General features: G+C 37.6%; 20 protein-coding genes. 2 read left to right on the forward strand and 18 right to left on the reverse strand.

Annotation, left to right across the window (positions count from 1 at the left end; genetic code table 11):
* Nucleotides 1–260: 260 nt before the first annotated feature.
* From mtnA to AC5KOD_RS10400, 11 genes are read right to left on the reverse strand one after another with little or no spacing between them, the layout of a single operon-like run.
* Nucleotides 261–1,319 carry an S-methyl-5-thioribose-1-phosphate isomerase gene (gene mtnA / locus AC5KOD_RS10350; RefSeq protein ID WP_496914482.1) on the reverse strand — a complete coding sequence of 353 codons (1,059 nt, stop codon included), beginning with the start codon at nt 1,317–1,319 and terminating at the stop codon, nt 261–263.
* A gap of 19 nt (nt 1,320–1,338) precedes the next feature.
* The gene (mtnK, locus tag AC5KOD_RS10355) at nt 1,339–2,538 is read right to left on the reverse strand and encodes an S-methyl-5-thioribose kinase (protein WP_496914483.1); all 1,200 of its coding nucleotides are present in this window, start codon (nt 2,536–2,538) and stop codon (nt 1,339–1,341) included.
* A gap of 13 nt (nt 2,539–2,551) precedes the next feature.
* Nucleotides 2,552–3,544 carry an ABC transporter permease gene (locus AC5KOD_RS10360; RefSeq protein ID WP_496914484.1) on the reverse strand — a complete coding sequence of 331 codons (993 nt, stop codon included), beginning with the start codon at nt 3,542–3,544 and terminating at the stop codon, nt 2,552–2,554.
* Between the two features lies 1 nt (nt 3,545).
* Nucleotides 3,546–5,045, reverse strand: a complete 1,500-nt coding sequence (locus tag AC5KOD_RS10365; protein WP_496914485.1) for a sugar ABC transporter ATP-binding protein — start codon at nt 5,043–5,045, stop codon at nt 3,546–3,548.
* A 24-nt stretch (nt 5,046–5,069) separates the two neighbouring features.
* Nucleotides 5,070–6,170: a sugar ABC transporter substrate-binding protein gene (locus tag AC5KOD_RS10370; protein WP_496914486.1), complete on the reverse strand. Its 1,101-nt coding sequence runs from the start codon at nt 6,168–6,170 to the stop codon at nt 5,070–5,072.
* Nucleotides 6,171–6,202: 32 nt separating this feature from the next.
* Nucleotides 6,203–6,472 carry a EutN/CcmL family microcompartment protein gene (locus tag AC5KOD_RS10375; protein WP_496914487.1) on the reverse strand — a complete coding sequence of 90 codons (270 nt, stop codon included), beginning with the start codon at nt 6,470–6,472 and terminating at the stop codon, nt 6,203–6,205.
* The gene (locus AC5KOD_RS10380) at nt 6,469–6,987 is read right to left on the reverse strand and encodes a hypothetical protein (RefSeq protein ID WP_496914488.1); all 519 of its coding nucleotides are present in this window, start codon (nt 6,985–6,987) and stop codon (nt 6,469–6,471) included. The genes AC5KOD_RS10375 and AC5KOD_RS10380 overlap by 4 nt, the downstream gene beginning before the upstream one ends.
* Nucleotides 6,980–7,624, reverse strand: a complete 645-nt coding sequence (gene eutD, locus AC5KOD_RS10385; RefSeq protein ID WP_496914489.1) for an ethanolamine utilization phosphate acetyltransferase EutD — start codon at nt 7,622–7,624, stop codon at nt 6,980–6,982. The genes AC5KOD_RS10380 and eutD overlap by 8 nt, the downstream gene beginning before the upstream one ends.
* 36 nt (nt 7,625–7,660) lie before the next feature.
* A complete protein-coding gene (locus AC5KOD_RS10390; protein ID WP_209524428.1) occupies nt 7,661–7,939 on the reverse strand; it encodes a BMC domain-containing protein in 279 nt (92 codons plus the stop codon).
* The gene (locus AC5KOD_RS10395; protein WP_496914490.1) at nt 7,936–8,334 is read right to left on the reverse strand and encodes a BMC domain-containing protein; all 399 of its coding nucleotides are present in this window, start codon (nt 8,332–8,334) and stop codon (nt 7,936–7,938) included. Before AC5KOD_RS10395 ends, AC5KOD_RS10390 begins: the two co-directional genes overlap by 4 nt.
* A gap of 21 nt (nt 8,335–8,355) precedes the next feature.
* Nucleotides 8,356–9,492, reverse strand: coding sequence for a 1-propanol dehydrogenase PduQ (locus AC5KOD_RS10400; protein WP_496914491.1), 1,137 nt, complete (start codon nt 9,490–9,492; stop codon nt 8,356–8,358).
* Between the two features lie 1,553 nt (nt 9,493–11,045).
* Here AC5KOD_RS10400 and AC5KOD_RS10405 point away from each other — a divergent pair.
* On the forward strand, nt 11,046–11,405 hold the full coding sequence (locus AC5KOD_RS10405) for a hypothetical protein (RefSeq protein ID WP_496914492.1): 360 nt from the start codon (nt 11,046–11,048) through the stop codon (nt 11,403–11,405).
* Between the two features lie 124 nt (nt 11,406–11,529).
* Nucleotides 11,530–11,850: a hypothetical protein gene (locus AC5KOD_RS10410; RefSeq protein WP_496914493.1), complete on the forward strand. Its 321-nt coding sequence runs from the start codon at nt 11,530–11,532 to the stop codon at nt 11,848–11,850.
* A gap of 574 nt (nt 11,851–12,424) precedes the next feature.
* Here the strand turns inward: AC5KOD_RS10410 and AC5KOD_RS10415 are convergent.
* The 7 genes from AC5KOD_RS10415 to AC5KOD_RS10445 form a co-directional block, all read right to left on the reverse strand.
* Nucleotides 12,425–13,846 carry a glycoside hydrolase family 1 protein gene (locus AC5KOD_RS10415; protein WP_496914494.1) on the reverse strand — a complete coding sequence of 474 codons (1,422 nt, stop codon included), beginning with the start codon at nt 13,844–13,846 and terminating at the stop codon, nt 12,425–12,427.
* A 28-nt stretch (nt 13,847–13,874) separates the two neighbouring features.
* Nucleotides 13,875–15,773 carry a beta-glucoside-specific PTS transporter subunit IIABC gene (locus AC5KOD_RS10420; protein ID WP_496914495.1) on the reverse strand — a complete coding sequence of 633 codons (1,899 nt, stop codon included), beginning with the start codon at nt 15,771–15,773 and terminating at the stop codon, nt 13,875–13,877.
* Between the two features lie 197 nt (nt 15,774–15,970).
* Entirely contained in the window at nt 15,971–16,822 is an 852-nt protein-coding gene (gene licT / locus AC5KOD_RS10425) for a BglG family transcription antiterminator LicT (protein WP_496914496.1), read from the reverse strand.
* Nucleotides 16,823–17,147: 325 nt separating this feature from the next.
* Nucleotides 17,148–18,056 (reverse strand): M15 family metallopeptidase, encoded by a 909-nt coding sequence (locus AC5KOD_RS10430; RefSeq protein ID WP_496914534.1) that lies wholly within the window; start codon nt 18,054–18,056, stop codon nt 17,148–17,150.
* 232 nt (nt 18,057–18,288) lie between these two features.
* Nucleotides 18,289–20,646: a beta-glucosidase gene (locus tag AC5KOD_RS10435; RefSeq protein ID WP_496914497.1), complete on the reverse strand. Its 2,358-nt coding sequence runs from the start codon at nt 20,644–20,646 to the stop codon at nt 18,289–18,291.
* A gap of 71 nt (nt 20,647–20,717) precedes the next feature.
* Nucleotides 20,718–23,477: a glycoside hydrolase family 3 N-terminal domain-containing protein gene (locus tag AC5KOD_RS10440; protein ID WP_496914498.1), complete on the reverse strand. Its 2,760-nt coding sequence runs from the start codon at nt 23,475–23,477 to the stop codon at nt 20,718–20,720.
* Nucleotides 23,478–23,612: 135 nt separating this feature from the next.
* Nucleotides 23,613–25,850, reverse strand: coding sequence for an AraC family transcriptional regulator (locus AC5KOD_RS10445; protein WP_496914499.1), 2,238 nt, complete (start codon nt 25,848–25,850; stop codon nt 23,613–23,615).
* Nucleotides 25,851–25,866: the final 16 nt, after the last annotated feature.

The raw sequence follows: 25,866 nt of genomic DNA on the forward strand, positions 1-25,866 counted from the left end.
GCTAAAGCATTAAGAGTTGCCATTATTCTTAGTGCTTTAGCACTTAGAAATAATGGATATCCAAGTGAAGGCTCGGCAATTTCTCTAAACTCGAGCAATCGAAATTGCCGATTGTTCGAGTTCTTCGAGATTAACCTTATTCTTAGCAACTCGCTGCTTAAAGTTAAGGAGTCACCGCTCTTTTTTTCAAAAAAATACTTGTCAAAATCCATAATAAAAAGAATTCTAACAAGTATTAATTTCTTTTATGTTTAGTATAGTTAGACTAAAGCAAAGATGTTACTAATCGACTCTTCGTAATTTGGTTTTAAAATACCTTTTTCAGTGATAATACCTGTGATTAAGCGGTGATCGGTCACATCAAATGCTGGATTATACGTCTTAACACCAGCTGGCGCCATTGGTGTTTCATACCACATATCAGTGATTTCAGCTCCTGGACGCTCTTCAATCTGAATGTCATCACCTGTTTTACACTCAATATCTATCGTAGACATTGGCGCGCACACATAAAATGGGATGCCATAATGCTTCGCCAAAATAGCCACACCAGATGTGCCAATTTTATTAGCTGTATCACCATTCAGCGCAACACGGTCACAGCCAACAAAAATCGCATCAATCTTTCCTTCCTTCATCACTATTGACGCCATGTTATCACAAATCAAGGTTGTATCAATTCCAGATTCCACTAACTCCCACGCAGTCAAACGCGCACCTTGTAATAACGGTCTTGTTTCATCTGCATAAACAGAAATAGTCAAGCCTTTGTCCTGTGCAACATAGACAGGTGCCAGGGCCGTGCCGAAGCCAGATGTTGCGATTGCGCCAGCGTTACAATGTGTTAATATCGTCATGCCATCTGCTAATAGCTCTGCCCCATACTCCCCAATTCTTTGGCAAACTGTTTCATCATCCGCTAAAATTTGATTAGCTTCTTGCAGTAGCGCCGCTTTAAGCTCAGGAACACTCTGATCTTTTTCAGTTTCTAATCGCTTAGCCATTCGATCTAGAGCCCAAAATAAATTGACCGCAGTTGGACGTGAGGAAGCTAAGTAGTCTTTTGATTGCTTGAAATCTGCCACAAATTCCTCATAGGTAGTCGCCGCTGAAGCTTTTGCCCCTAAATAAACCCCATAACCAGCAGCAATTCCAATCGCTGGCGCCCCTCTTACTTGTAGTTTGTAAATAGCCTCCCAAATACTTTCTTGAGTTGTCAGATGTAAATACTCTACCTTTCCTGGCAATAACGTTTGATCTAATACTATCAATTCACTTTTTTCATCATCTAATCTTACTGGTTGTATCAATGCTTTCATTCTTATCCCTCACTTCTTTTTAGTTAAACAATGCTCGATAATCTTGACCTGATGTGAAGTTCTGACTCTCTTTAATTAGCTTCTTGCCAATCTCTAGCGCCTCTTTTTCCGCCAATAACCGTTGGTCTTCTGGCAAGCTTGTAATGTCTACCACATGAGCCAACCCAACAATTCGGCGAATGATTTCCGTTCCTGCAAACGAAGCTGTATCACGTAATAAGTTGGCTAAATAGACTTCTTTAAAGCCTTTAACCTTTGCCATTTCATCTGTTACTAAGTCGTCCCACTCTTGCTCATATAGTTCAATGAAACTATCAAGGGTTTCACCTAAGGTAACATCAATCCACTCTGAAAATTCTTTTGGTGCCTCTTCCGTGTATTTAGCATTCAATGATGACAAGATAAAGTGCGCTAAAACATTGCCGACATCGTAGCCTGCTGGTCCATAAAAGGCAAACTCTGGATCGATAACTTTAGTTGAATCAGTTTTAGCGAAAATCGAACCACTGTGCAAATCACCATGTATTAACGACTCTGTATTGGTCATAAAATTAAATTTCAATTTAGCCACAGCTAATTTCAACTCAGCGTCATTCCAAATACTTTGCTGAACATAGTCTCTAGTGGGTGCCAGCATATCATTTCGCTCGCAATCATAATACGGCTCCGTAAAGACTAAATCTTCAGATATCTCACATAGCTCAGGATTGGTAAAGTTTTTAACCGCTTCTTTTTTCTTTTTATGCGGCATCACAACATCTGATGTTGGTAATAAGGTCTCAACCATAAATTTGGCAAGCTGTTTGGCGAGAGCTGGATAGATTTGATACTCTAATAAACCTGTTCTTAAAATCACATGATCTGATAAGTCTTCCATTGCCGTACAATTCATATTAGAGTCATAATTATAGACTTCTGGAACACCACCACCCGTTAGCTCATACTGCATTTTCAAAATTTCAGATTCAATCCGATTACGGTCTGGCGATAATTTTATATCAGCAGAAATGCGAGCAATTGGGCCGGCCTGTTTAATAATAACCGACTTACCAGAGACTTGATCATAGACTTTAAAGATGTAGTTAAGATTGCCATCGCCAATTTCAACGCAGGCTAATGATGCGCTATCATCAAAAAAGTCTAATACGTCAATCGCATAGTCAATCGCATCTTGTTCGTTGAATCTAAAATATTCTTGTGTAAAATCTTTTTTTGTCATCCTGTCTTCCCTCCTATTTTTTCCGATAATATGTGAGCGTTAAGGCAAAGGCTAAAACAATTCCCTTCACAATATCCATGGCATAATATGGCACAGACATCATTACTAGACCATTCTGCAAGATCCCTATAAGAATTGCCCCAAAAAGTGTGCCAATGGCATTAGCTTTTCCTGATCCCCCAATCGAAAGACCGATATAAGAGGCCGCCACTGCATCCATTAAATAAGGGGCACCCGGATTAACTTCAGCTGTCATTACCCGCGATGCTAAAATAATCCCACCGATAGAGGCAAAAATCGCAGATAAGACATAGGCCATAATCCGATAACGATCAACATTAATCCCTGATAACCTAGCAGCTTCCATATTCCCACCGATAATATACATGTAACGTCCATGTTTAGTATAGGTTAAGAAAATATGAACAATAATAACAATTGCAAACATTATTATGATAATCCAAGGGACTTTACCGAATTTTGAAAACAAGCCACTAATTGTCCCTGGTGCTGTTTGACCATTGGGCATAATCATTTTCTCTGAAATCATCGCGCCCTTGCTATACGTTAACGAAATTCCCTGATAGACAAACATCGTGGCCAATGTCATTAACATATCTGGTATCTTGACCTTAACAATCATGAACGCATTAATTAATCCCAAAACTACCGCGACTGTCAAGGCCGCCAGAATAGCAACAAACGTGTTTTGCTGATGCCAGACAAACATTGAAATAACAATCCCAACAGATACCGAAGCAACCGAGCCAACTGACAAGTCAAAGCCACCAACTGTCAAGGAAATCGTCATCCCGATAGCAATAACCGTCACAATTGAGATTGACCGTAAAATGGTCACAACGTTATCTTTCGTAAAAAAGCTATCTGAAGCGATACTAAAATATATAACTAATAATACGATAGTAAAAAAGGTGCCATACTTATAAATAAAGTCCATTACATTAAACTTTTTCTTTGCTGATTTTGTCACTGTTGCTTGTTCCATCCTAAATCCCTCCTGTTGAATAATACAGAAGTTGCTCTTCGTCCACCGTATTTGTGACAACTTCTTTTACAATTTGACCGTCATACATCACATAAGTACGATCTGTTAGCCCAAGTATTTCTGGAAATTCACATGTTGCATAGATAATTCCTTTACCTTCAGCAGCTAATTCCACAATCAACTCAAAAATATCTTTTTTGGCTCCGACATCTACTCCTTTTGTTGGCTCGTCAAATATATATATTTCTGAATCAACCGTTAGCCACTTACCAATTGCTACTTTTTGTTGATTTCCGCCTGATAAGTTTTTCACTTGAGCATGAATCGATGGCGCTTTTACTGACAATTGATCAACAACAGATTGAGCATTTTTCCTTTCACCAGAAAAATTTAAGAAGGTCTTTAACTGACAAAATTTCGTTAAATTAACAACGCTTGTATTAGTGGTAATCGATTCTTCCACTAATATGCCTTCTTTTCGCCGTTCTTCTGGAACAAAGGCTAATTTATTTTTTACTGCCCGATTTGGTGAGGTATTTTTTATCGGCTTTCCAGCTAACCTCAACTGTCCCGACTTCATTTGATATTCACCAAACAACGTCTTACACAACTCTGTTTTACCCGCTCCAACCAACCCCGATATGCCAATTATCTCACCGCGCTTAACTTCAAAGCTTATATCTTTGAGATAGTCAGCATCTGATAACTCGATGACCTCAAACAAAGTTTCACCGATTTCCACTGTTCGTTCTGGAAATTGATCCCCCATTTTTCGGCCAAGCATCAGTTCAACAATCTCTGCTTGGCTTGTCTCTTTAATCAACTTTTGAGCGACAAACTTCCCATCTCTCATGATGGTAATGTCATCACAAATTTCAAACAGTTCAGGCAAGCGATGAGAGATAAAGATAATAGCAACGTCCTTGCGTTTCAGTTCATTCACAATTCTAAATAATTCCTTTGTTTCAGAATTACTTAATGGCGCAGTTGGTTCATCTAAAATCAAATACTTACATTTAAAAGAAATTGCTCGAGCAATTAATACCATTTGCTTTTCTGCCAAACTTAACTCAGACACTAAAACTTTAGAGTTTATAGCTAATTTCAAGTCATCTAAAATAACTTGCGCTCGCTTATAAATATCCGTCCAATTAATAATGCGATTTTTCTCTTTGATTAATACCAGTTCATTTAACAGGATATTTTCCGCCACTGATAAGTAGGGAACGAGCGCCGTATCCACCTCTTGATAAACAATTTGAACGCCTAATTCTTGAGCATCTCGGGGGTTAGCAATCGGACACTTTTTCCCATCAATATAAATCTCACCAGTATAATGCGTATATGAGCCTGCTAATACTTTCATCAATGTTGATTTGCCCGCTCCATTTGCTCCAATTAGGGCGTGAACTCGTGAAGATTCTGTTGTAAACTCTACATCGTCAAGCGCCTTAACACCTGGAAACTCTATTGATATATCTTTCATTTCTAGTTTTGACATAGCTAACACCCTCACCCATTTTTATTATTTCTTGTTTACATCCTTTAGATCTTTCATCCAATCTTCAACAAAATCCGTTGATTTCCCCCAACCATCAACAACATCCGCTAAGTTTTCCATCGTCACATCAGATCCATGAGCTTTCAATTGGTCTTGGGTGATCAATGTTGGCTTAATGGTAAACTCTGCTGGTGTTTCTTCTTCCGCTATCTTCATCGCTAAAATTCGCAAGTTTACTTCACCAATCAATTTAGGATCACAAGCCGCCGTTGCTACCCAGCTACTATTTTCTGCTTGCATAGCTTGCAAATCAGCATTAGATACATCAATACTAACTAGAGTGACATCGTTTCTATTAGCTTCTTCTAATGCGCGATGTGCTCCCATCCCAAAAGCATCCCATGTGGCAAAAATCCCATCAATCTTCCCTTTTCCGTATTTGGTGAGCATCGCTCCAACTGCATTCTGTGTTTGAACAGTTGTATCCGCAGCTACTACACCATACCGGTCTAATTCTTTATAGCCGGGATTATCAGCTAAGAATTCCGTATAAATCTTGTTACGCTTAACCATTGGTACTAAACCATCCACCCAAAGATAAGCAAATTTTGCCTCATCGCCTAGTCTTTTATGCAATTCCTGTAACGCTAGATTTGCCAATTCTTCATCATTTTGAGACGTCATCGTTACCCCTTCAATATCAGCAATATCTGCCACTGAATCAAATGTCACAACTGGAATGCCTTTATCAACCAACTCTTTAACACCTTGTGCCGTCGCAGCATCATCACCATGAGAAATAATAACCCCATCATACTTTTTGTCTCCAGCCTGCTTAATGGCATCATGGAACTTTGCAGTGTCACCATTAGCTGAATACGTATCAACAGTAAAACCTAATGCTTCTCCTTCTGATTTTGCCCCTGCCAGATATTGCGCAGTATGGTCGTCACCACCAATTTTTCTAATTACCATAATTTTGATGTCTTTTTTCAATTTTTCTGGCGTACTATCTGGAAAATCGCTTGCTTCTTTTCCTTTTTTACCACCAGAGCCACATCCTACTAACATCACTGCAACTAATACACTTACCAATCCTAGTAACCATTTTTTATTAAGCTTCATCGTAATCCTCCCTATTTTTTGTTCCCTTACTGCTAACTTTCAACTGAATCGACAATGCCAATAATAGCTGCATCTACAGGTATCTTACTCTCCATTGTCTCTCTACTCACGGCCAATCTCGCCGAGCTCCCCATCGTTATAATCACCTGATCTCCTTGACCAGCCCCTACAATATCAGCAGCAATAATGGATGTCATAACCGATTTTTCTTGTTCCACAGCAACAACCATTAACTTTAAGCCATTCAACTTCTCATCTTTTCTCGTTGCCCAGACACTACCCGTTACGGTTCCAATAATCATTTGCCACCTCTTCCAAGTTCTAAGCTAATATTTTTACTGCGCAAATAATCTTGTGCCAATGGTGTAAAAATATCTTGTTTTTTAGCTAGAAATGACTCTCCTTGCGACAATTTCAGCGCTTTCATTTTCTCTAACGTATAAACTGTTTTTTGATCCTTCATCAATTGCTTAGGTTGTTGATCCCCAACGACAACCAAACCAGCTGACAGTAGCCTTTTCAACTGCTCGGCCAGCTGCTGTCCTAACAAAATAGGCGGTTTAATTGTTAATTGGAGATATTCAACCCGACTTGCCTTAACAGTTACCTCTTGCCTCTTGATTAGGCGGGAAAGAATTCGCTCTTCGGCATCGTCCTTAGGCGCACATTGTGCCAATCTTCCCATCATACCTATTGATAAATAATCAAGGGTTTCCTCACTCTTTTTTTGATCGATTAATAACGTTTGCTGGTTCAATTGACGATAAGCTTCTTTTACAATTTTTATCAGTAACTCTTGATTCAGTTGCTCAGTCACTGGCATCACTCTTTTTTATAATAATTCCTTTTAGTCCCACAAAATGACCACACGCGTTTGCCTCATCGTAATCAATGTGCATAAAAGTCGCGTAATCTGGGCTAACTCTTACTAAAACATCGTCAAATACAACTGGTCGCTCAGACATCACTTTGACCTGAACAATTTCTTTATTCATCAATCCCCAACGAGTCGCATCTTTTTCAGTCATATGAATATGCCGTCTAGCGATTATTACGCCCTTATCTAAGGACAAAACATTTCCATTACCTAAAAGGATGATTCCCGGAGTCCCGCTAATGTCTCCACTCTCTCTTAATGGAGCAGAAACACCAATCAAGCGAGCATCCGTCAAGGAAATTTCAACTTGTGACTCTGACCGTTCCGGGCCTAATATCACCACGCTTTCCAAGTTTCCTTTGGGCCCAACAATCGTTAATCGCTCTTGACAAACGTATTGGTCTGGCTGCGAAAGTTCTTTGACTTTTGTCAGTTGATAGCCTGGCCCAAAAAGCTCATCAATGGCCTGTCGACTTAAATGAATGTGCCTACCACTCGCCTCTATCTCTACTGATGGTTTATTTGTTAATTCTTTTTTGACCGCTGTCACTATTTTTTTTACCAGCTCATTATCCATTAGTTAAGCACACTTCCCTCCACTAACTCGATTGACTTATTTCTCTTTTGGCAAGATAGCATCCACTTCTGAATGAGGTCTAGGAATTACGTGAACTGACATTAGTTCACCAACACGCTCGGCCGCTGCTGCTCCTGCATCTGTCGCCGCTTTAACTGCACCAACATCACCACGAACCATGACTGTAACCAAGCCTCCGCCAACTTGTTCTTTCCCAACTAATGTTACATTTGCTGCCTTAACCATTGCATCTGCTGCTTCTACTGCTCCTACTAGTCCTTTTGTTTCGATCATCCCTAATGCATTTGTATTCATTTTAATTCCTCCACTTTAGTCGTTTTATTTGTTGTCTGACCTTTTTTACTAACTTCTTTTTTCACTACTGTTTCTTGTTCCACTATTTCCGATACGGGCTGCTTTTTCTCCACATTTTTTGAGTTCCCAAGCTCCATTTGTAACACTGACTGATCAATTCGTGGGATAACATGACTACTAAGTAAGCAGCCTAGTTGATTAACTTCTGCCTCTGCGGCTGAAACCGCCGCCTTCACGGCCCCAACATCACCACTAATTTCTAGTGTAGATAGTCCTCCTTTAATTTTTTCAACATTAATAATGTTGACATCTGCCGCTTTAATCGCTGTATCTGCGGCTGCAACAATGCCTAAAAAACCAGTTACTTCGATTAAACCTAATGCCCCATTCCGCATACTATCCCTCTTTTCTTTTGACTAATAAGATAACCACAGCAATTGACTTAACTCATCAGAATTTGGAATCACTGGATTAGTTAATGTGCACGGATCAGTCATGGCCGCTTCAATAATCGCCTTTTCATACTCAACTAATATTGCTTTTGATAGACCATATTCTCTAAATCCCTTTGGTAGATTAAGCTGTTGTCTTAACTGATCAATTTTTCGCAATAGATTTTTTACAGAAAGTCGATCATTTGATCCTGACAAATCAAGGCGAGCAGCTAATTCAGCATATTTTTTTAATATATTAGCATGGGCTTCTCCTTTTTTGACTAGCAAGCCACTGTTGTACTGGATGACTTGTGGCATCAAAATCGTGTTTAATCTACCATGAGGGATATGCAACTTAGCTCCTGCCGCGTGAGCAAGACTGTGATTTATTCCTAATGATGTCGTGTTAAAAGCCATTCCCGCCATACACGACGCGTAATGAACTTTTTGTCTAGCTTGGACATCATCACCATTTTTGTAGGCTAGAGGCAAATAACGACATAATAGGACAATGGCCTTCTCGCATAAAGCATCTGAAAAATCACTGGCCTTAGTCGAGACGTAGGCTTCAAGAATATGTGTCAGAACATCCATCCCTGTGTCAGCCGTCACTACTTGTGGCATCGTCATGACGAAATCAACATCTAAAATTGCCTCGTCTGGTTGTATGGAATCTGAGACAATCGGATACTTTATGGTTGACACCTCATCTGTAATAATAGAAAAATTTGTTACCTCTGATCCAGAACCAGACGTACTTGGCACTGCAATCAGTCTTAATTCTTGCTGATTATTCAATTTTTCCGCCACAAACTTAATGCCCTTTGCGACATCAATCACAGAACCACCGCCTACGCCTAAAATAATGGTTGCCTGACTATCCTGTAGCATCCCTACACCTGTCGATATCGTTTTAATCGGTGGATCTGGCAGAACTTGATCAAACACTGTGTATTGGTTATTTTTACTAACAATTGCCAATAGTCGAGCAAATCCCGACGACTCCTTTAAATAGTTATCAGTAACGATCAAAAATCGTTCTGACCTGTATTGCTCTAAACTAGTTAATGCTCCCTGACCTGAAATAATTTTAGTTGAGAAGATCGTTTCGTTCCTCACCTAGTAAAACCTCCTATAAAAAACAGACTACTGTTTTCTTCGACCTTTAACGTGTATCCCCTTTCATTTAATATTAACGAAAGTATATCATCGATCAGAATAAAATTCAACAACATTCTGATTTGTTTTTCTTTTATTTTCTTTGTTTTTCTTCGTTTAAACCTTATAAATAACAGAATTCAAAAAAGATAAAAAAAGATTAAATAACTAGAAAGTCTAACCGTAAGTGCTTCATATTGTTATTTATTTTGGAGTAAGCAAACAGACAAAACAAATAAATAATTTATCATCATTTTCTTTTAAACTAAGCCAAATTGGTGTTCATCCGTTGCATAACTCTGATATACTTCTAAAAATTGGTTTATTTCCCCGCTAAGCTTTTAATTATGTGTTAAGTCGATCCCTTTTTAACCATAATAAAAAAGTAGCAAATTCATAAGAATTTGCCACCCAGTTAAATAAAAATCTATTTAATTTTATAATTCCCATTTATTTTGTCTCATAAACTTCGACATCGGTATCCAGAAGAAAAGAAAATCACAATTAAACGATTATGGTATCATATAACTATAAAGATTCTTGCACAAACAAAGTTTCACCGCTAAGAAGACGGTGGCACAGTTTTAACCATCTATCATCTATCCCTTGTGAAAGTGATCGGATGGTTATTTTTTGTTTTTGTCGTCTTTAATCACTAATATTAATGTAACAAAAGCTAGCATTACTGTTAATGTTTCAAAAACAATTACGTTACACCTTTCTAAGGTCCCGCCGGAACCTTTAACAGCTCTGGCAATCTCAGTAAGGGAGTATCCAGAAGCTGTCAATAAGTTCTTTCAATCTAGCCGTTAAGATGAATTTGACCGATAAATTTTAGGAAGAATCGTCAAAGATACAGCTCAATTTTGGGACAAGCTAGGGATAAAGGTGGCACACGGAGACGTTCAAGACAGATTTTTTTTGAGGTGATAAAGAAGGTGGTAGAGAGAAAAATTGTAATAAGAAAAGCATTGAAAAACTTGTAACATGTTATTTAAAAAAACAAGAATTTTTTGCCTATGTCAACGATTAAATGACATGGCAGCGGCAAGCCATAGGATGAAGGATCAGATCTTACTGCTTGATATTGCAGTCATTTAGGTTGATTTAGTACACCTAAATCCGTTAGAAGCTCATGTCGCCTGAAATCCTTTTCTGCCAGCGGATTTTTGGAACACTTGTTATTAAAAGATGAAGATAGGGAAAAGTGTAAAGATACTTATTACCATCTTTACACCTTTTTCACTATTTGTAAAAGAGCCTAACTCATGCCTTTTTGCTATAGTCGTGTCTCATTTTTATTACAAATGGTTGTTAGATCAGAGGTTAGGGAGAGTTTGCCAATGAATGAATACAAATTCTACTCAAAAATGCATGAGTTAGATGGTAAAAATTTCTTTTCAATTAGAACCAATATATAACATCATTTTATGTTAAAAACATCCCTATTAAATTTAAACATTGTCGATTACTAATATTTTCGGGTATAATAAATTATACGAGGAGCTGGCAAAATGAAAAAAGGAATACTAATTTATGGACCAACACCTATTCTTGGTGGCCGAATTGGCGCGAATAAACAAGATATTATATCCTCAATTTTCGGGGTTGGAAATAACAAAAAAATAGTTGCTGAGGTTACAAAAGAAATAGACGCTCAAAATCTAAGCTGGGAATTCAACTTTGATCCTACAGAATCAGATGCCACTGAAATAAAAAATTTGGATTTTGATTTAGTTGTTGTCCTGCCTACACTTGAGAGAAGGTTTGATAAGGGGTCTATCTCAAAAGATCGCATAATCCAATTATCCAGCCAAGAATACCAAAAAAATGATATCACTCGAATAATTAGCTTCATGATAAAACATTCATAGACAACTGTCCGTATGGTAATTGCGGACTTTTTAATTTGTACAAATAGAAAATTTCCACTTGACTCTGACCTTAAAGGAGAGTTTAATCTTAAATTACTATCTGTATAGTTAAAGGAGAATGATTATGGTGAAAAAAACTGCAAATGAAAAATTAACTGGATCAAAGGATTTACCTAAAGTAGTCGACCTAACAACGAAGACAGAAGCAATGAAACGCTTAGGTGGAAAAACAATGCTTGTAGCTTCTCCCACACAGTACGAATCAATCATGGCAAAAGTACCTTCAAAAAAACTAATTACAGTAGATAGAATTCGTGCTTATTTAGCCAAACAAGCACATGCTGAGTTAACGTGTCCAATGACAGCTGGCATGTTTACAAATCTTTGTGCACAAGCCAGTGAAGAAAGAGACAAAAATAAACTACCTTGGTGGAGAACTCAATGACAAATACCCCGGTGGCCTTGATGAACAGAGACTTCTTTTGGAAATGGAAGGTCATGAGGTAATAGCTAAAGGAAAACGTTATTTCGTTGCTAATTTTGAGGATAGTTTATGTAATTTAGAAAAAATCACTTTTTAATATGTAAAGCAATAAAAGCTGAATCTTTTAAAGCATTGATCAGCTTTTTTAGCATAGCTAATGACTTAATAAGAAATACAAGTAATAACTTCTAATATTTCTGAAAGCAACTTTTCGATTTATCAAATTTAGCTGACCACTTAAACTAGCTCCCTATATTCTAAGTGTTTCCTTTTTATTTAACAATAATTGCTATTAATCATCAGAGTTTGGCCGGCCATCTTTGTTAAGAGTCTGCCTAGTAACATTTTAATCTACTGACAAACTAGCAAAATACTTTAATTCTTGAATCAAGTGTGAAAAACGGTATATATTCTATTAAAAAAAGACAGAAATACTTCAAATAAAGCATTTCCGTCTTCTCTAATATCTAATAATTATGAAATAGTGCCTCCTAGCTTCTGTTTTCTCATACTTGAAAACAAACTACTTATCCCCCTATAACTCTTCACCATTGCTTTCAATAACCGTCTTATACCAGTAAAAAGATTTTTTCGGGTAACGTTTTAGTGAGCCGTTACCTTCATCGTCACGATCTACGTAAATAAACCCATAACGTTTACTCATTTCCCCAGTCCCTGCACTAATTAAATCGATACAGCCCCAGGGGGTGTAGCCAATTAGATCAACACCGTCATCGATCGCTTTTCCCATTTCAACAATATGCTGCTTGAAGTAATCAATACGATAATCATCTTCGATCGTGCCTTCTGCCGTGAATTCATCAAAAGCTCCCAAGCCGTTTTCAACGACCATCAACGGTAATTCATAACGAGAATAGATTTGGTTCAATGTAAAGCGTAAGCCGACTGGATCGATTTGCCAGCCCCAGTCACTTGTTTCCAAATACTCATTAGACACGCCACCAAAGAGATTCCCCCCTGATTTATCCTCACGCTTGTCTAAATCATCAGCAATACAAGTGGTCATGTAGTAACTAAATGTATAGTAATCCACCGTCCCTTCTTGTAATAAGGCGTCATCTTCTGGGGTAATCTCAACATGAATATTGTTTTCTTCAAAGTAACGCTTCATATAATAAGGGTATTTCCCTTTTGCTTGAACGTCGCCACAGAAAAAGTTCAGCTTGTCATTCATTTGCTGTGTTTTTAACACATCATCAGGCTTGCATGTTTTTGGATACATCGTGATATAAGCTAACATACAACCGATTTTGAATTCTGGATTAATGTTGTGTCCAGCAATAACCGCACGTGCTGATGCTAAAAATACATTATGTAGCGCTTGATATTGCTCTGATTCAGTGTATTCGCGGTTGAATAATCCGTTAATTCGTAAGCCATGTGGCAATGTGCCAAAGTTAATTTCGTTAAACGTTAGCCAATATTTGACTTTATCTTTATATCGTTCGAATAAAGTCACAGCGTAATTTTCATAAAAACCAATCACTCGTTTATCTAAAAACCCGTCGTATTCTTTCCCTAAATGGAATGGCAGCTCAAAATGAGAAATAGTGACTAATGGTTCAATACCGTATTTGGCACATTCATCAAAAACATTATCATAAAAAGCTAAACCAGCTTCATTAGGTGTCGTTTCATCACCTTTGGGAAAAATTCTTGTCCAGTTAATCGATAGACGATATGTTTTATACCCCATCTCAGCAAACATGGCGATATCTTCTTTGTAGTGATGATAAAAATCAATGGCCGTATGACTTGGATAATAATAACGATCCGTATCAATTTCTAAATCAAAGGTGCGACGAGTGCCGGACCTACGACTACCAGCACGATTGTGGTCGCTGATAGAATCACCTTTGCCGTCTACATCCCATGCCCCTTCACATTGGTTGGCGGCTGTTGCGCCGCCCCATAAAAATCCTTTTGGAAAACTCATGATTATCTACTCCTTTTCTTTTATAGGCTTAATCTGCAATCACAGTCGTAATTAATAACTCATTCCGTTTAACCGTTGATTCAGACGTTGGAATAACATCTGCAAAGTCAGGAGTGTTTGTAATGATAATCGGAACTTGTGTACTGTAGCCCTCACTTGTAATGGTATCAATATCAAAATGAACTAACTTTTGACCTTTTTTCACTGTGTCGCCTTGTTTAACGAAAGCTTCAAAGCCTTTTCCATCAAGCTGAACCGTATCAATCCCAATATGAATTAAAACTTCTGCACCGTTCTCTGAAATTAAGCCAATCGCATGGTTGGTTGGGAAGAGAGTCATCACCGTTCCATCAAAAGGCGCAATCACTTCACCACTAATAGGTTCAATCACAACCCCTTTACCCATAATCCCATCTGCAAATGCGCCATCTTTAGCTTCACTCAATGGCAATACTTTACCTTCAACTGGCGAGAAAATTTCTCCCTTTGATAATTTTTTACTTTGACCCGTTGCAGCTAGCTTAGCCTCTTCTTTAGACAGTTGAATGGTTGGTTCATCGTCTTTAAATCCAAGAGCATACGCCACAGCAAAACCAGCAACAAGCGCACACGCATCTAAAATCATTGCATAAATCGCAAACTTAACATCGCCATCTGGTGAAATAGAGCTCGGATAGCGGAATATTCCTAAGCCACCCATTTGATAGCCTTGCATCCCTAGTCCCATAGCGATTGCCCCAGTCACACCACCAACCATACATGATGCCCAGAAAGGTTTTTTTCTAGGTAAAGTGATCCCATAAATAGCAGGTTCAGTGACACCGAAGATACCTGAAATAAAAGCAGGGATCGATAATTCTTTTAATTTAGCATTTTTAGTTTTCAACATGACCGCTAATACCGCACCAGTTTGAGCAAAACTCACACTACCTGATGGTGTTAATAATGAGGTTGGATCACCTTGAGATAACGCGATAATGGCAAAAGGAATAATCGCCCAATGTAGACCGAACATAACGAGAACTTGCCAAGAAAAACCAAGAATAGCACCAAATAAAATTGGACTGAAACTTTGAATAGAAAGTAGCCCGTTGCCTAAACCGTCAGAAACAATGTTCATGACTGACCCGATAACTAAGAATGTTAAGGGAATCGTTACAAGCGCTGTTATAAATGGCACAATAAACAACTTAATAACATCAGGAATAACTTTTCTTAATTGCTTTTCTAAAAAGGCAGCAAAGGCTACTGCAGCAATAATCGGCATGACCGTAGAACCATAACCAGCAGGTGGAATAGAGAATGGAATACCAAAGAAGTTAAGCCCTCCAGCTTCAGCAAACTGCGCAGTAGCTGCTCCCTCTAAAAATCCAGGGTAAACTAAGCTTGAGGCGATCAGCATCCCAAGGAAGGGTGAGCCACCAAATTTTTTCATCGCTGTGTAACCAATAAAGATTGGCAAGAATTTGAATAATCCGTCACCCATCGCATTAAAAATAGCTGATGTTGACGACTCTGCAAAGCTAGCCCCTAAAGCGAAAATCAAAATGGCATTAACCCCTTTTAACATACCCGCCGCAGATAGTGGTGCTAAAATCGGTTGGAAAATAGAGGAAATCATATCAACAAATTGATCAAATAGATTGCCTTTTGTCCCCGACTCAGTAGGCGTTTCTAGTACGCCTAAAACAGCATCCACATCTTTTCTGACATCAGGAACATGATTGCCAATAACAACTTGGTATTGTCCTCCAGCTTGCATAACTGTTACCACACCATCCATGTTTTTTAGAACATCCGTATTTGCTTTACTTTCATCTTTCAGTTTGAAGCGCAGGCGAGTGATGCAGTTCGTCAATGAAATGACGTTTTCCTTGCCTCCCACTTCTCTGACAATATTCTTAGCTAATTCTTCATATTTACCCATGTTAATACCTCCAAATAGTTTTTTTAGAATACAGGAAAGTATCTAGCTTTCTCTATACTCTAATCGGTGTCAAGCTAAGCGATTCGCGAAGCTTTTCTTATTTAAAGGTTTCGCCAACTTAATGTCACGATCCGGTCCTTTCCACAGGAAGTTTTCCTTGCCCCTTTCTACTGAATTTATATATTAAGAGAATTCTCTTAATTCTTGGTTTTATCAATAATCCTTGCAAGATGAATCGTAATATAGACTTGCTCATCTTTTGAAATCGTGTAGTTTCTACGAGTTTTTAAAAACTCAGATACTTTTCTAGTCACTTCAAAGGCTTCAGGATATTGGTTTGTTACAAGTTCAAACAACTCATTTTCAACTTTATTTTCTGTTACTGGATGAATTTGATTAGTTAAAGCCCGTTGAGAAAAAAATTTTAAATGTGTAATAAATCGTTGATAATAAATATCATTTTCTGAAAAATTAATCCGCAATGTATACTTAATCACCGTTAGAATTTCTTCGATTAACTGAGTTAAACTAACTGCATCATCATAACCACTGTCTAAGCTTGCATTGGTAATATGTAAGGCAATAAATCCCGCTTCATCTTCTGACAGCGTCGTATTGAATTTTTCATTGACAATATCAATCGCTTTTTGTCCAATCCGCAGTTCATCAGGGAAGAAACGTTTAATGTCCCACAGTAGAAAATTTTTGACCTGTACATCTTTTTTGTCACGCTGAATAGCAGAATTCAAATGATCCGCTATGGCAATAAAAGCCGAGTCTTTTAGCTCTTTGTTCAGCTTTTTTTTAGCATAACTAATGACTTCATAAGAAATGCGAATAACATCTTCTGGAATCTCTGACAGCAATTTTTCGAGCTGCTCCCGTTCGACTTTACCTTCTAATTTGAATACTTTTTCTATTTTTTCAGTATGAATGGTAGAATCAGTTTTCATTTGAAACCCTAAACCACTCCCCATTAAGATAACCTCTTCAGCCTCTTCATTAAGAGCAACAATTACGTTATTATTTAATACTTTGATGATTTTCAAACCAATCGCCCCTTTTTTTAGACAAAAATAGACCTAAACAAGCCTTAATAGGTTTGCTTAGGTCTAGCTTAACTTAATAATAACCATCCTTTTACACCGCTAATGATACACTGAATAGGAAACAATGTCAACGCTTCCTTTATTTTAATGTTAACTCAACGTTTCTTAGTTTGATTCTCAAACACTTAAATTAGATGCTTGCATTTAAAGACTGTCCTTTTTGTTTAGTGATAAATACATCAAGTGTTACCTCTTGCTAACAAAAAAGCCAGAAATGCATCAAAAAGAGCATTTCTGACCGCTATTTGTTGATTAACCAGATTAATTAATTAATTATTTTTTCAAAATGTTGATAGTCTTTTGGTGTCTCCCAATCTCCGCCCCACTCATATCCTCTTGATTGAAAGGCTTGGTACACCACACTACTCTGATCAATCATCATTTCTGCTTCTTGACTACTGAACTCACCTTTATTGCGATTAGCAAATACTTCTGCATCTTGCGGGAGTACCTGATCATTTTTTACATAAGGATTGACAAACGGATTGATATCTATTGCCAATCCATATGAATGATAAGAAGTTTCCGTACTCCCTTCTATTGGTCGATAACAAAAGGCTGACGTATTGTTGTCACTCATTGATAATTCATCGTTTGCCCCATAAGCTTCTACTAGCTGCATTCTTTCGATCGGATATTTTTTTTGATAGAGCTCATAAAATATTTCAACCATATCCTGAGCAATATATTTATTGACGATTAACTCGCCTGCTTGTTTTTTCCCCTGTAAATCCACATACAAGACCGTCACATACCTCAAATCATCTAGTGTGACAGGTGCCTCACTTTGATAACTTTTCCCTGTGATTTTTTGCTTTATTTCCTTTGACATTTTTTCATAAATAAATCCCGGCTGATACGTTACTTTATCTTCATCAATATGCGCCAATACCTTACTGACAATTTTGAGCGTCTCTCCTGCTATCAAATGGTCAGGATTAGTATCTGGATTCCATTTTTCTAGTTGCTCAATTGATACATTTGTCTTTTTAGATATTTTAGAGAATGTGTCTCCTGAGACTAGCTCATAGTCACTAAAGACATCAGCCTTTTTTTCCACTTCATGGCTTTCTTTCACGTGGTTCGAATTCACAATAATTGGTTTCTCTTCTTCTTTTGAACATCCATATAGAAAAAATACGGCTAAAAGCAGATAGAAACAGGGCTTATTCATTTTCACCTCGTACTCTCTCCTCACAATTAGTTATTTAAAATTAGTATAACATTAATCTAGCCCGTACAGCATTTCTAATTATTAACAAAAATTAAAAAGAACAAGTAACCACAACTGAATTCACTATCACTTTCCTCAAATTATTGAAGCTTGGAGAAAAACTAAAACCCTAGAAACCTTGTGTGTTAAGATTTCTAGGGTTAAAAGAGAGGGCCTGGACACCACTATACAATTATTTCTTCGTTTTTTTCTCTTTGTTTAAAACATTCAAGTAGCCTTGAACCATTTTTGAATTAATTTTCCCACCAGTGAATCTTTCAATTTGCCTAAAAGGCATGTTGATAACAAAATACATGTTATTTGACCAAATGGGGTTATCAATTAGCATAAAACCATTTTTCACACCTGCAACTAAACCATAGGTTGCTTTTCCTAACCAATGTTTAGCTCTTGCTTGAGCAATCGTGTCATTCATCCCTAGAGAATCTTCTTTGCGCCAAAAAGGAGAAGGTGGTTTATACCCTAGCAATCGACTAAATTCAGCATCCGCTATATCAGCAAGCTCACCCGTGAAGTAATGAGGAAAATTCTCCTCTGTGTACTCATGTATGTTTGCAACTCCTGAGACAAACAGTTCTCCTTCTAAACGAATATCACGAATAGAAGCTCCAACTTGAATCAAGTAATCCCCTTCTTCAATGACCCAATCTTTACGTTGAACACTGTAAAAACTAAAATCACGAGCTGATAATTCTATTGTAACTTGTTTGGTTTCCCCAGGCTCTAAAAATACTTTAGCAAAGCCTTTTAATTCTTTTTTAGCTCGAAAAATACTAGACTCTTTCTTCTCAATATAGAGCTGAGCCACGTCACTCCCAGAAACGTTTCCAGTATTAGTGACTGATAAAGAGACGTGATTATCCCCAATCATTAAATCATCGTAGCTAAAACTAGTGTACGATAAGCCATGGCCAAAAGGAAATAGGACTTCTTTTTCAAATGTATCAAAATAACGATAGCCAATAAATAAGGCTTCCCTATGTTCAGCAGTTGCTTCTTTTCCTGGATAGAACGGTGCTGAAGGTGTATCTTCATACTTAACAGGATAGGTTTCAGTTAGCTTCCCACTTGGGTTTTCTATCCCTAAAACAATATCTCGGACCGCTTCCGCACTTCCTTGTCCAGCTAAATAGGTGTGAAGAATACTTTTAACCTGCTTAATAAAAGGCATTTCAACAACGCCACCACCCGCAAGAATTATCACAACATTTGAATTTACTTTAGTGATTTCCTCTATTAAATGAAGTTGATTTTGAGGAAGTTTCAAGCTTTGTCTGTCTATTCCTTCGGCTTCACTGCTCTCATCTAGACCAACAAATAGTAGAACTGTTTCAACTTGCTGACTCAACTCCAAAGCTTCCCTAACAAGTTTTTCTTTTGTTTTACCACGTCTCACGAAACCTTGGGCATACCCTTTGATATTAAGAGGTGATTCACTCAAAACATCCACTGCATTAGGTAATTTAGTTGGATTAATCAACGAACTGCCTGCCCCTTGATACCTAGGTGTTTTGGCAAAGTCACCAATCAACCCAATAGTCTTATTATCTTGGATTGGCAGCAAATTATCTTCATTTTTTAAAAGAACTAGAGATTCTCTTGCAATTTCAACCGCTACTTCATGGTGTTTTTCTAAATCGACCTCGATTTCTTTAGTGGTAATTTTTGACGTGTCAACTACTAACGTTAGCAGCTGAGACACGGCCTCATCCAAAATTGTTTCATCCAACGTCCCATCTTTAACCGCTTGAACAATCTCTAAATCTGTAATCCCATTTGTCGCTGGCATCTCTAATTGATTATGAGCCTTAAGACCTGCAACGCGGTCATTATTGCCTCCCCAATCAGTCACAACAACACCGTCATATCCCCACTCATCAAAAAGTATGTCCGTCATTAAATGAGTGTTTTCATTGGCAAACTCACCGTTTACGCGATTGTAAGAAGACATCAGTGTTTTTGTTTTACCTTCTTTAACTACTTTTTCAAATGCAGGTAAATAAATCTCTCGCAAGCTTCTTTCATCTACCACTTCGTCAATAGTCATTCTCATATGTTCTTGGCTATTAACAGCGTAATGCTTTGGTGCAGCTGAAATTCCTTGTGACTGCATTCCCTTAACCATGGCAACCCCTAACTCACCAGTTAAATAAGGATCTTCTGAAAAATACTCAAAATTACGACCACATAATGGATTCCGTTTAATATTAATCCCTGGCCCAAGTAAGACACTGACATTTTCATTAACTGACTCTCTTCCGAGATAGTCGCCCATTTTATAAATCAACTCTCTGTCCCAACTGTTGGCAATTGTCGCAGCAGTCGGATAACATGTTGCTGGAATACTTTTATTTAAGCCTAAATGATCCGCTTTTCCCGCTTGTTTTCTTACCCCATGAGGACCATCTGTCATCATAATTGATGGAATATTTAAACGTTCAATGGCCTTAGTATTCCAAAAATTTTCGCCCGACATCAAAGACGCTTTTTCTTCTAAAGTCATTTGACTAATTATCTCTATGTGTTTCAACTTTCCACCTCTTTTACTTGTTACTTTACGAATTAAACCAAGGCTGATTCCCCCTCAGCCTTGGCTACTTTTTAATCGAACAAATAGGTTTGTAGCATGGAGAACATGACATTCTTCGCACTTGTTTGTAACCCTACAGTAATACCTGACGGATCTACTTTATAGGCTTTTTCTAACCGTTTTTTGTTAGCCGATTTAGACATAATATCGAGCATCAAATCATTCCCCGCTACAACAGCTTTATCTGCATGCATGAAACCGAAGACAGCATCACTTGATACCATTCCTTCAAAGCCCCACTCATCTCTGAGCAAATCATTTAATAAAGTAGAGTTCGCTCCTGCCCATTGTCCGTTGATATAGCTGAAACTAGACATGGTAGCAATATTTTGGCCTTCTTTCACACTAATTTCAAAGGGTTTCAAATGAACTTCACGCATCGCTTGCTCATTTGCCCAGACATAAAGACCTGATCTAGCATGTGTTTCTTGATCATTCATCGCAAAGTGTTTCATGAAGACCATTACTCCTTGGTCTTGCGTTCCTCTTGTAACAGCTGAAGCCATTTTTCCTGATAAAAGCGGGTCTTCTGAAAAATACTCAAAATTACGTCCACCTTTAGCAGTTCTATGGATATTCATAGCTGGTGCGTACCATCCATGAACGCCCATCGCTTTCGCTTCTTTACCAACAGCCGCCCCCATTTCATAGGCTAATTCATCGTTCCAAGTTGATGATAAAACAATTTCCGTTGGGTATGACGCGGCCTCAACCGGTTTAAAGAAAAAGTTAATGCCTGCAGGTCCATCTAACAGAACCGTTGCCGGTACACCTAAACGTTCGACAGGATTCGTTTTATAAGCCCCCTGTGTGTAGAAATCCATTAATTCTTCAATAGTAAATTGTGACATAAATTCATCCCACTTAGGATCATTATAATCCACATCTTTTAACTCTTTTAGTTTTAAGTCTTTATCCACTCCAACTGTTGGCATCTCTAATTTGGAATCCATTGTTTGCTTGTTTGCTTCTTCTACAACAAACTCTGGCGCTACATAATCTGTGTTCTTATCAGTTGGATATGTTTTATCCCACTCATTCCGAGAAAGATAAGTCAAACCAGCATCTGTCTGCTCAAACAAATTGCTAATCTCTGTTCCTGTAGCACTATCTTCCTTCATTACTAATGTCTCTTTTTGCTCGTATTTCTCTGTCGTAACTATGTCATGAACGTTTTTACCTAATTTGATTTCATAACTGCCTTGTTCTAAGACAAAGGCCTCTTCCTTAGTCATATCATAAGAAGCCATATCATTCGTACTATAAGTTAACGTAACGACTTCTTTTTCACCTGGTTTAAGTGAGTTTGTTTTTTGATACGCCCCTAATTCAATGGCCGCTTTTTCAATTCCACCTGAGTAATAAGGGGCAGAATAATACAATTGAACCACATCTTTCCCTTCAACCTTACCAGTGTTTGTTACTTCAACAGCCATCGTAATCTTTTCGTTATTGAACTCTTTTTTAACAACTTTCCACTCAAAATCAGTATAGCTTAAGCCATAACCATAAGGGTATTGAACCGCCTTTTGATAGGCTTCTTCTTGCCCTTGATAGAAGGTTTCGTAGAAGCGGTAGCCAATATAAATCCCTTCTTCATAATTCACAAAATGTTTATCCAAATTTTCATAAGCATAGGTCCCAAAATTTTCAGTAGCAGGCGCTGAATCAACATCATAAGCATAAGTGTCCACTAAACGTCCTGAAGGATTAGTGTTTCCAGCTAAAATGTTGGCTAATGAGCGTGCCCCATATGGCCCCGGTGTTCCAGTCCAAACAATTGATTTAATTTGTGGAAACTCTTCTAAGTAGCCAAGTTCCAGAGTATTCCCTGCATTCACAACAACTGCGACATTTTCAAATTCACTTGTCACTTTTTTAATGAGCTCTTTCATATTTTCAGTGAGTTCCAACTCTTCTTTAGACATGTCACTACTCTCAACGCCAGAGCTGGCAATGACAATTAACGCATTATCTGAATAGTCTTTGGCTTGTTTCAAGACATCTCCTGTTAAGTAATCAATTTCAGGCTCATCATAGTCATTTTTAGATAACATAGATTGAACAATTTGCATCAATCCAGATGAACCACTATTTTTTTCTTCAACCTCAGGTAACCCTTCATAAAATCCCTTTAATTCTTTGTTATAAGTAATACCAGCCTCTTCTAATCCATCAAACAAGGTAACGGCACGAGATGTATCAGAGCCACCTGAACCGCCACCACCGTAACGAAAATTAAAGGCTGATGCACCAAAGACATTGATTGTCTTATCAGCTAGAGGTAGGGATTCCCCTTCATTTTTCAGTAAGACAATCCCTTCATCGGCAATCTCCTCTGAAAGAACTTCTCCAGCTACACGTGCTTTCTTCCCTTCTTCTGTACCAGAGGTAATTTCGATTCCCTTACCAGACATAGTTGAAGCCATATCTGCCACGGTTGGGCCAAATTTCACGACAACTGTGCCAATTAAAATAGCTACAATTGACCAACCAACAGCTCTTTGAGGTCGGCGTTTTATTTTTTTATATATTTTTTGTTCCTTTTTAGCTATTTTTTTATCCTGTTTTTCTAAAGAGGCCATTTGTTTCTTTTTTTCTTCTCTCAATGACCGTTGTTCCGCTTTCAACTTTTCCTTCGCAGACGTTTGTTCTCCTGTTGGTAATTTCGAGATCGCCGCTTTTTTTGCTTTTAGCACTTCCCTATCTTTTTTTACCTCTTCCACTAACCGTTTCTTTCTTTCTGACCTTTTTGAATACCACTCTTTCAACCTAATTCCCCCTAACTTTTTCTATCTCTATCTTAATAAAACGGTTGCATTTTTTCGTGACATATATTGTTTTAAACATAAAAAATATTGCTGTTTGTCAGTCATATTCTAAATGACAACAGCAATATTTCACACTTAATATAATCGATTTAATTCTATATAAGTAATACTAAAAATAGGTAGCGTCATTTTCAAATTGTAATCTCCCTTTATTTCTTGCTCTTTCAAACTAATCACAGGTTGAGAAATATCATCTAAATAATCAATTAATTCAGAAGACAATTTTTCACTATCCGAGGTCCCCCATGTTTTATTGACCCTATTTCTAATTTCAGGTGTTATTTTTTGCTCTATTATTTGATACGTTCCTGACATTTCTTTAAATTTAATCGTTAAACCCATTGTTGCTTCTTGCTGAGTTGCTTTCCCTCGTTTAAACAAGGTCTCAATCACTTCTTTTTCAGGATAAATAGCTAATATTCTGTAATTATCCCCTTGTTTGGTCATCACACAAAACTCAGTATTAAATACCATTGTCTCAAATAAACGCTCTCTAAATTGATACGCATACCACATATCCCGCCTAATATTATTTTTGGATAACACTGATAATTTTTGAGACATACTTTCTGGAAAATAGGTAAATAAAGGCGTGCCATCAAGTGACATCGGCTCAAATGACATTGTTGTTTTCGTTAGATTATACATAAATAGCCATAACATTTGATTGGCGTAAACAAGGTCTGTAAACTGCTGATAATAGACATCCGCTTCTAATTGATCCATACGCTTCACAATATTACCTTGCATCTCAATATTCTTATTTTCACTAATAATATCAATGTATTTTGGTTCTGTTAACAGCCCTAGTACTTCCTCATAATCATACTCCTTTACACGAGCCATATCATCGATGATACCTGCTGAATTCCCATTTTTTTCCGATAGTACTTCTAAGTTTGGTTGAACGGGAAGGTGTACTAGGGTTTTGCCAATTTCTTTAAATCGTGGAATAATTTCTTTTACAGAATGGCACAGCTTTCCAGATCGCTTTAATTCGTAGAAACAGCGGAATTCAAAATACCAACCAGTCATTTGTTTAAACTCTCTTTCTAAATCAAATGCTAGCCGATTAAATATCTGATAAAAAATAGCTTCGTCTTCCGTTATATCACAAAGCTTTTCATAATCCGCAAAACTAATTTGAATATAAGGGACTAGCCCTCTTTTAACAATCTCTTTGAAAACATGTATTAATCGGTCACTTTCATAGAAAACAGCATGATCAATTTGTCTCACATTCATAATAGTCAGCACATCTGTCACAGAAACAAATTTAGCCACCCCCATCTTTTCAATCAAATCAAGCTTCACCTCAGAAGTGACATCCTTTAAACGGACAAATATGTGTGTGGATGGTAGCTGGCTTTTTTTACTGTTTGGAAAAATCTCCGCACTAATCTCTTTGATTTCTTCCTTATCAAATCGTATTAAGCCATCAATTCCTGCAAAACTATTTAAGATTTGAAGTGCTCCTAATTCATTCACCTTTTGTCCATCTATAGACGAGGTATTTTCTTTTATTAATTCTTGGCGATACGCTACTGGCGTTAAACCGTATTTCAGCTTGAAGCCCTCACTAAAACTTCTAACATTGGAAAATCCCGTTTCATTAGCAATTTCTATCATAGAAAGAGTGGTCTGCTCAACAAGTAGATGGCTATGAATCAGCCTAATTTCCTTGATATAATTGCCAATCGTTAAGCCAACCTGCTGTTTAAAAGAGTGGGCCAAGTAATACTTACTAATAAAAAACTGCTCCGCCAGACTATCTAAAGAGAGTTCCTCTCTGTAATGAAGGTTAATATAATCAATGATTTCTTTGTTTTTAAGAGTCAAAATAGGCGCTTGACTCGTTTCTTCTCCACTAAAGCTTGCCGGCAAGTACCGTTTAAAAAGCCCTTTTAATCGGTAGATATACCCTTCTACTATTTCTTCAAAACCAGTTTGCTTCGACTCTATTTCAAGAAACATAGCAGCTAAGGTATGAGAAATTTTGTCATAGGCATCCTTCATATAAAGTGGTGATAGAGGCTTTGTCACACTATAGGACTGCCCTAAATCTATTTTTACCACTAACACAAGATTTGCTCCATCTGCTATAAACCCAACTAAATCATAAGGATTAACTAAATAGATGTCCCCTTTTTTTAGGGCAACCCCTCTTCCATTATGGATCAGCTCGACATAACCTGATAGCACAAAATATATAGTCATTTCTGTACTTACTTGAAGTTCCCTATCTGCAACTGACGTAACTTCCATTGCTATTTTATTTTGTAAAAACAAATTAAAACTCAGCTCCTGCTTCATCTCTCTCTCCTTATAT

The organism is Vagococcus sp. WN80Y (assembly GCF_059621045.1).